Here is a 6556-nt window from a genome sequence, read left to right on the forward strand (position 1 = left end):
GGGTTGTTGAGTTTTGTCGTCGAGCTATGCGCTGAAGGCGACTTCCAGATTGGTGTCAGCACGTTGTGTAATTTCGAGTCGGCGTAGGCGCTGGTAGGGTACGTCGAGTTGTTTGGCCGCCTCAGTGAGGACGATTCCGAGGGTTTGACGACGTTGTCGAAGCCGCGGTCCGATAGGTAGCGCGATGGTGGGATTCTGGGTGAGCACTGCGAATATTTCGTTGGCGACGTGGCGTTTGAGGCAGCGGACGAGGTCGCGGTCGGAGAGGCCTTCGGTGGTCCGCCAGGCGATGTAGGCCGTACGGGGTTCTTTGTGGTGTGTGCGAAGCAGCACGATGCGGTGCAAGGCCGCGTTGGCCTGCCGGTCACCACCGCGAGAGAGACGGAAGCGCTGCCGTGTTCCGGNGCGAGAGAGACGGAAGCGCTGCCGTGTTCCGGAGGATGCCGGTAGCGGTGCGGCGCCGCAGAGGGCTGCGAATTGACCCTTGGGAGTAATGTGATGTCGAGTGTCAGCGGCGGTGGCGAGCAGGTGGGCGGCAACGAATGGGCCGACTCCGCTTGCGGCCAGGAGAACTGGGTTCTGGCGGCTGGCCTACTTCGTGACGATGGCAACATCGACATCGGGAATGACCGCTGGGAAGGAAACTGGCTGACCACAGCCCTGCGCGCCGCGATCTCACACGTGGAGGCCTGGCCAACGCCCGGAATTGGCGAGAGCCCACTGCATTAGCGGTGGGCCCTCTCTCGCTACAGTAACCGACGTCACTAAAAATACTATCCAAAACGATTCAAACGAGTTGCTACCGGGGACTGAGCCGGGGATTGACCGGACCGATTGCAGGCCAGCGGTGGGCTCAGCGCGCACGGCCCTAAATGGCTGGGAGTTTCCAACGAGTTCGGTGATAGTTACGAAAAAGCCCCGACTACGCTGCGCCTGGGGGAGGTGAGGAATCTGTCGGGACTCATTCGTTGGAAGTGGGGACTCCGTTTCGAACAATACGAGTATGGACTGAATGCCGGCTGAACAAGCTCTGTGTTTGGCAAAACAAACAGGCGCATCCCGTGGGATACATGACATTGGGTCTCTCTCATCTCGCAGACTTAGTCCGACCGAAGACCGGTCGAGGCCGCCTGGTTGCAAAGGCGACTCATTTCACGGCGTCGTTTCGTATTCGGAAGTGAGGTCCCGACGTGATTGTGCTTTGATGACATTCTCTTTCGTGAGCTGTCCGTTCAACGGGTCAATCGCCTGCCGGGTCAATACAGCTCAGCGCGGTCTTTGGGTTGATGGTCATATTATCAGGAGAGACCTCAAACAGGTCAAGACGTTTGTTGAAACTCGCTCAACCGCGACGGTGGCTGACGCAATGACGCCATGTTTTTTGCTTTATCCGTTTACCACGGAAGGACACCATGCACGCCTCCGAGACACTTCGCACGAACTTGCAGTCCGTTCTTGTCGACCTGATTGCGCTGCATTTGCAGGGCAAGCAGGCTCACTGGAACATCGTCGGACCGAACTTTCGTGACCTGCACCTGCAGCTCGACGAAATCGTCGGGGATGTGCGTCAGTTCCCGATCAATTAGCCGAACGCTTGCGCGCCCTCAACGCGCAGCCCGACGGACGCATCGAAATTGTCGCCGCGACCACGCATTTGCCGAGCTTTCCCGCCGGCGAGGTAATCACCACGGACGCGATCAACCTCTTCACGCAACGCCTGAACCTCACGGTGGAGAACATGCGGGCCGTGCATGATGAGGTCGACGAGGAAGATCCCACCAGTGCCGATATTCTGCATCTTTTCATTGAGAAGTTGGAGCAGTACGTCTGGATGGTCAGCGCTGAGAATCGGCGGCCGCAATCGGCGGCGCAGAACCACGTCTAAGCCCAGGCTTCGACAGGTTCAATTGCCACGAGTTGATCCGTATTGTGTCCGGGGATGGTGACTTTCTGGAGCGTCCTTGATGTGTCATTCTTCTCGAAGGCGTCAAAAACGGCTGCTGCAGGGTCCGCGAGGTCGCTCTGAATGGAAGATGCGGCGAGAGTCCGTGTGCTCAGGACATTCTCCAGTCCGGCTCTCGCTGCTCGCAAAGCAACATCGACGTTCTCTACCGCCGTGCGCGCCTGTACTGATTAGTCGCCGATTGCAGCAGTGCAGCTTGTCATGTTCAACGGGCACGCAGCGGCCAAAAGATGAGGCGTGCCTGAGCAGACCCGTTGGCGCATAGGCACACGTCTACCACGTCGGAAAGCTCAGCTGTATGAGTGAGGACAACGTTGCGGGATGTGCTCCACTGCATGAATGGGTTGGTTCGCCAATGTGCGTAAGCGAGACGCCTTCTAGGCTCCTGATACGGTGATGGGAACTTAGTCGAACGGGGAACTTATGAGTAGGGGAACGTTTTTTGCAGCCGTCGCAGGTCTGGCTGTGATCCTGACCGGTTGTTCCTCGAATGGGCCTCAGCCAAATAGTCCGGCTCCAGCGGTTACCCCAACGACCACAGAAGAGAACGAGGCGAGTCCCGAGGCCTTTGCCGCGCCGGACCATTTGGTTGTGTCTGCGAGTAGTATCCAAGTCGTCCTGGACGATGGAACGATACGTGATGAGTTCGGTTATTTCGAACCCATTGCACCGGTGGCTGCTGCGCTCACGGCCGTATTCGGGGAAGAACCCGTCATAACCACCTATGAAGGTATCCCTTCGGTTGACTACGACTGGAGTGGGGTGTCGATCGGCACGGACGGGCCTGCGCAACGTCCCACCAACCCGGAGATCATCATGCACGTCACGGCGGCAGAGGTCCACGGAATAGGAATCGAGACCGTTGACGGCATTCAAGTCGGTGATCCGGTGGCTGTTCTCGAAGTTGCCAATCCCTCACATCGTTGGCAGCGTGATGGTGTGGAGGAGTTGGTGATCAAGGTGAATTCGGTTCCTGTTACCCCTGATGACAACGAACGAACGTTTTCCGTGGAGCTCAGGTCTTTTCCCTCTGACGGCCCCGTAACCCAATTTGTGGCCCCAATCAAGAACTTTGAATAGTAACGTGTGGCCGCCTGTATTCCATTACCGATAGCGAACCTATGTTGCTGCTTAAATCTGGCAACGCCCAGCGGAACGTTATTTGATGACCAGGAAGATCGGACACACAGCTGCGTGATCGGAAGATTGAACCACAGCGACGATAGTCAGCACGCCAAGCGCTACCACTCGGTTACACTTTCGAGGCTAAGTCCGGAGAGGAACTGACCGGAGGACACGATGAAATCCGATCCGCTCTCAGCCAAATCGCGACATTCCAGATCAACAGACCAGAGAGAAAAAGGTCCTGAGGCGCCGCGCTCGAACACACCTGACCGGCATCGTCTGAGAAATAACACAACACCAGTGAGGGTTCCGCGCCTCCTAGGCGGCAGTAGCAACGGGCGCCGCAGAGCAAAGCGACGGTGATGAGGAACGCGGTCAGCGCAGTGTGCACGCTTTGGGCGTATACCTGATCGAATCGAGTGCTGTGACGTCAACTGGAATACGGACGGTTCACCCCCGTCGGCTGGCGTCCAGCCTAAGCCGTTCCCGCAAGTTATTGTCGGCCGACCACAAGGCCGATTGGGTCGCTGGCTGGCAAGGTGTTTCTGACAGGTGAATCATTGAAATGACGGTTCCGACAAGAGTTGGGTGGGGAGTGGTCTGGTTCTGTGCGTGGATGTCGTGGTCGACGAGCGCTTGCTGTGCTTTTTTCTCAGCCCTGCCGACAACGTCCGGAAATGTGGGCTGTGCGGCCCATGATCGTATCCAGCCGACAGAATCAGCTACAACCGAGCGCATTGACGCTCAACCAGCGCTTTTCTAGCGCCCGATGAAAGATCGAGGTTAGTGCGCGGACACCCTTGGGCTGCTCGGGAAGTGGCTTACCTCAGGTCTTCCACTGTTTCGCTGATGTCATATGTGATTTCACAACACGGGAAAATCATCGAACAGGAATGCTGTCGGTTTGAATGGCTCTGACGACGTGCGCGTTAGCAGTTCCGTCGGAGCGTCCACCCGACGGGACGTGACCAAGACGCCCCTCGCTGGCAACGGAGATGACCCTCGATAAGCCGCCATACACGAGGGTAGGAACAATTTTTAGTCAATGCGCCGCGGTTGGAACCATGAGGGGTCAAAACCCGATACTGCCCATGCCGATCGCGTCGGGCATATAGTCGAAAGAGTTTAACTATGCCCATTTGTCCGAAGGGAACTCCATGAAGGCACTCGTTTATAAAGGTCCAGGCCAGAAGTCGTGGGAAGAAGTGCCTAACCCGGCGATCCTGCAGCCGACCGACATTATCGTGAAGATCGACACGACGACTATCTGTGGCACCGACCTGCACATCCTCAAAGGCCACGTTCCCACGGTTGAGGTGGGAAGGATCCTCGGCCACGAGGGCGTGGGCACGATCACCGAGCTTGGGACTGCCGTGACGAGCCTCAAACTGGGCGACCAGGTCATTCTTTCCTGCGTCTCCGCCTGCGGACACTGCAGCTACTGCAAGGTAGGGGTCTACTCGCATTGCCTTGCCGACGAGGGCGCATCGGGCACTGGCTGGATTTTGGGCCATCTCATCGACGGAACGCAGGCCGAATACGTACGGGTACCCTTCGCGGAGACGTCGGTTTACCTGCTGCCCGAGAACGTCACCCCTCAGCAGGGAACTGTGCTCTCGGACATCTTGCCGACTGGGCACGAGATCGGTGTGAAGTATGGCAGGGTCAAGGCCGGCGATGTCGTCGCGGTCGTCGGTGCGGGTCCGGTCGGACTCGCGGCGATCGCCACGGCTGGTCTCTACGGTCCCTCGCGGATCATTGCGATTGACCTCGACGCCAATCGAGTGGAGGAGGCCACAAAGTTCGGTGCCACCGACACGGTCGTCTCGAGTGAAACCGACTGGAAGAAGCAGGTACTCGCGATGACCGACGGGCTCGGGGTCGACGTCGCGATCGAGGCCGTCGGTATTCCGCAGACCTTCGCAATGTGTCTCGACATCGTGCGTCCTGCCGGCGCCGTGGCGAACGTCGGAGTGCACAGTAAATCGGTCGACTTCCCGCTGCAGGACCTGTGGATCTCGAACATTAATATCAGCATGGGCCTCGTCAACACCGACACGCTCGATATTCTTCTCAAGCTCGTCGCGCAGAAAAAGATCGTGGCCGAGAACTTCGTCAGCCACACCTTCAAGCTCGAAGACATCATCGAGGCCTACGACGTGTTCGGGCGTGCTGCCGAGACGAAAGCTCTAAAGGTTCTTCTCAACACATGAGCAACTTCCCATTCGGAGCCGAATATACCGAAAGTATCTTGCATCTTTGATTCCGGGCTGTCTGCGCTCTTCGATAAGTAGGCCAGTCACGCTAACAGCGCCCTGGTATTCTTTTCGAAGAGCGTCCATAATTCTCTTTACCGCTCTCAAGTCACCACGCGAACGCAGGTTTTCAGAGATGAGTTGCCGGCTCGAGAACATGTCGACGACGCGGATCGTTCATGAGGGCAACCTGGATGAAATTGGTTCTCACTCGCGTGCCGGTTGTTGCTCGCGCGTTCGTTGCTGGTGGATGGCGGAGGCCATCGCGGCGCTGACATAGCGCATGTCAACACTTTTGTGAGTTCGTTTGCCGCGTATTTCTGAGCGATTTTTCTCTGACGTAATGAGCATCCCGAAAGAGCTGTCGGCGGACAGGGTGAGTTCCGCCAACCAGACCGGATTTACGCTGGGCGAGCGACTGCCATGGAATTTGAAGTAGAGGGGGATGGCGGGGTGTACCCATATTGAACTTCGACCGGGTCCCGTCTCCGCGACATTTTCCCAGGACAGCAGGAAGCTCTCGCCTCGGCGAAGCTTGCGGACAATCACGATTTGAATGTGCGCCAGAACCCGATCGTCAAATTCGATCGTTTTATTGCCGTACTCTAACGAACCCACAACACACGACGTTTCCTGGGATATGTGGCGTGCGTCCTGAGTGAGGAGTCACCCGCCATTGAAAGGTGAAAAGATTTTTCTACAGACCGTTTTATGACTTCGTCAGCCCAATTCGCATATCCCTGTTTTCCCTCCGAACGCATTTGCAGAACTGCAATGGCACGGTTCAAATTGAATGAGTAGGAGATCTGGCGGGTGTTGCACCGGCCGCTGGCTGGCGGGGTTGGTGGCAACCCTGGTAGAGACGGATCGTGGTGGCGTTATCGCCGGAATATTTCAGCACATAGCGCGGTGTAGCAGTCTCTGCGTTCCAGGCAGGGTTCAATGTGATCTGCGTCTGAGGACGACAATACGAGCACGTGATTCTCACGAATGAACACCTTCGTTCGGTCTGCCCTCCCAGTATGACATTGCGCAATATCTCGCGGGGAGCAGTCACATGGAGCGGGGCCTGCATGACCGGGTTTCGGTCGTGCAGGCCCCGCTCCATGTGATTCTCTGTGAACTAGTTGTTGTGTGCGGCGCGGTTGAGGTTTGTTGCGTCTTCGAGGGATAGTTCGGAGTCGGCGAAGGTTTGGTCGTCTGCGAATGATTT

Annotated in this window: 5 protein-coding genes and 2 pseudogenes; 4 read left to right on the forward strand and 3 right to left on the reverse strand. The window is 57.1% G+C overall.

Annotated elements, in window-relative coordinates; genetic code table 11:
- Positions 1-24: 24 nt before the first annotated feature.
- Both CXY83_RS17930 and CXY83_RS18450 read right to left on the reverse strand, forming a co-directional pair.
- Complete coding sequence (locus CXY83_RS17930) at positions 25-333, reverse strand: hypothetical protein (RefSeq protein WP_233200485.1); 309 nt, start codon at positions 331-333, stop codon at positions 25-27.
- Positions 334-357: 24 nt separating this feature from the next.
- Positions 358-567 (reverse strand): annotated as a pseudogene (locus CXY83_RS18450) (transposase); the annotation flags it as partial.
- Here CXY83_RS18450 and CXY83_RS00205 point away from each other — a divergent pair.
- The 4 genes and pseudogenes from CXY83_RS00205 (at position 499) to CXY83_RS00220 (ending at position 5301) form a co-directional block, all read left to right on the forward strand.
- Complete coding sequence (locus CXY83_RS00205) at positions 499-729, forward strand: hypothetical protein (protein WP_104195437.1); 231 nt, start codon at positions 499-501, stop codon at positions 727-729. The pseudogene CXY83_RS18450 and the gene CXY83_RS00205 overlap by 69 nt on opposite strands.
- Positions 730-1412: 683 nt before the next feature.
- A pseudogene (locus CXY83_RS00210) lies at positions 1413-1885 on the forward strand (Dps family protein).
- Positions 1886-2428: 543 nt separating this feature from the next.
- Positions 2429-3043, forward strand: a complete 615-nt coding sequence (locus tag CXY83_RS00215; protein WP_146069780.1) for a hypothetical protein — start codon at positions 2429-2431, stop codon at positions 3041-3043.
- 1202 nt (positions 3044-4245) lie between these two features.
- Positions 4246-5301 (forward strand): alcohol dehydrogenase catalytic domain-containing protein, encoded by a 1056-nt coding sequence (locus CXY83_RS00220; RefSeq protein ID WP_104195439.1) that lies wholly within the window; start codon positions 4246-4248, stop codon positions 5299-5301.
- Positions 5302-5550: 249 nt separating this feature from the next.
- Here the strand turns inward: CXY83_RS00220 and CXY83_RS00225 are convergent, their stop codons facing one another.
- Positions 5551-5961, reverse strand: a complete 411-nt coding sequence (locus CXY83_RS00225) for an ATP-dependent DNA ligase (protein WP_369831103.1) — start codon at positions 5959-5961, stop codon at positions 5551-5553.
- Positions 5962-6556: the final 595 nt, after the last annotated feature.

Source organism: Cryobacterium sp. M15 (assembly GCF_002929675.1).
GTDB lineage: Bacteria > Actinomycetota > Actinomycetes > Actinomycetales > Microbacteriaceae > Cryobacterium > Cryobacterium lyxosi.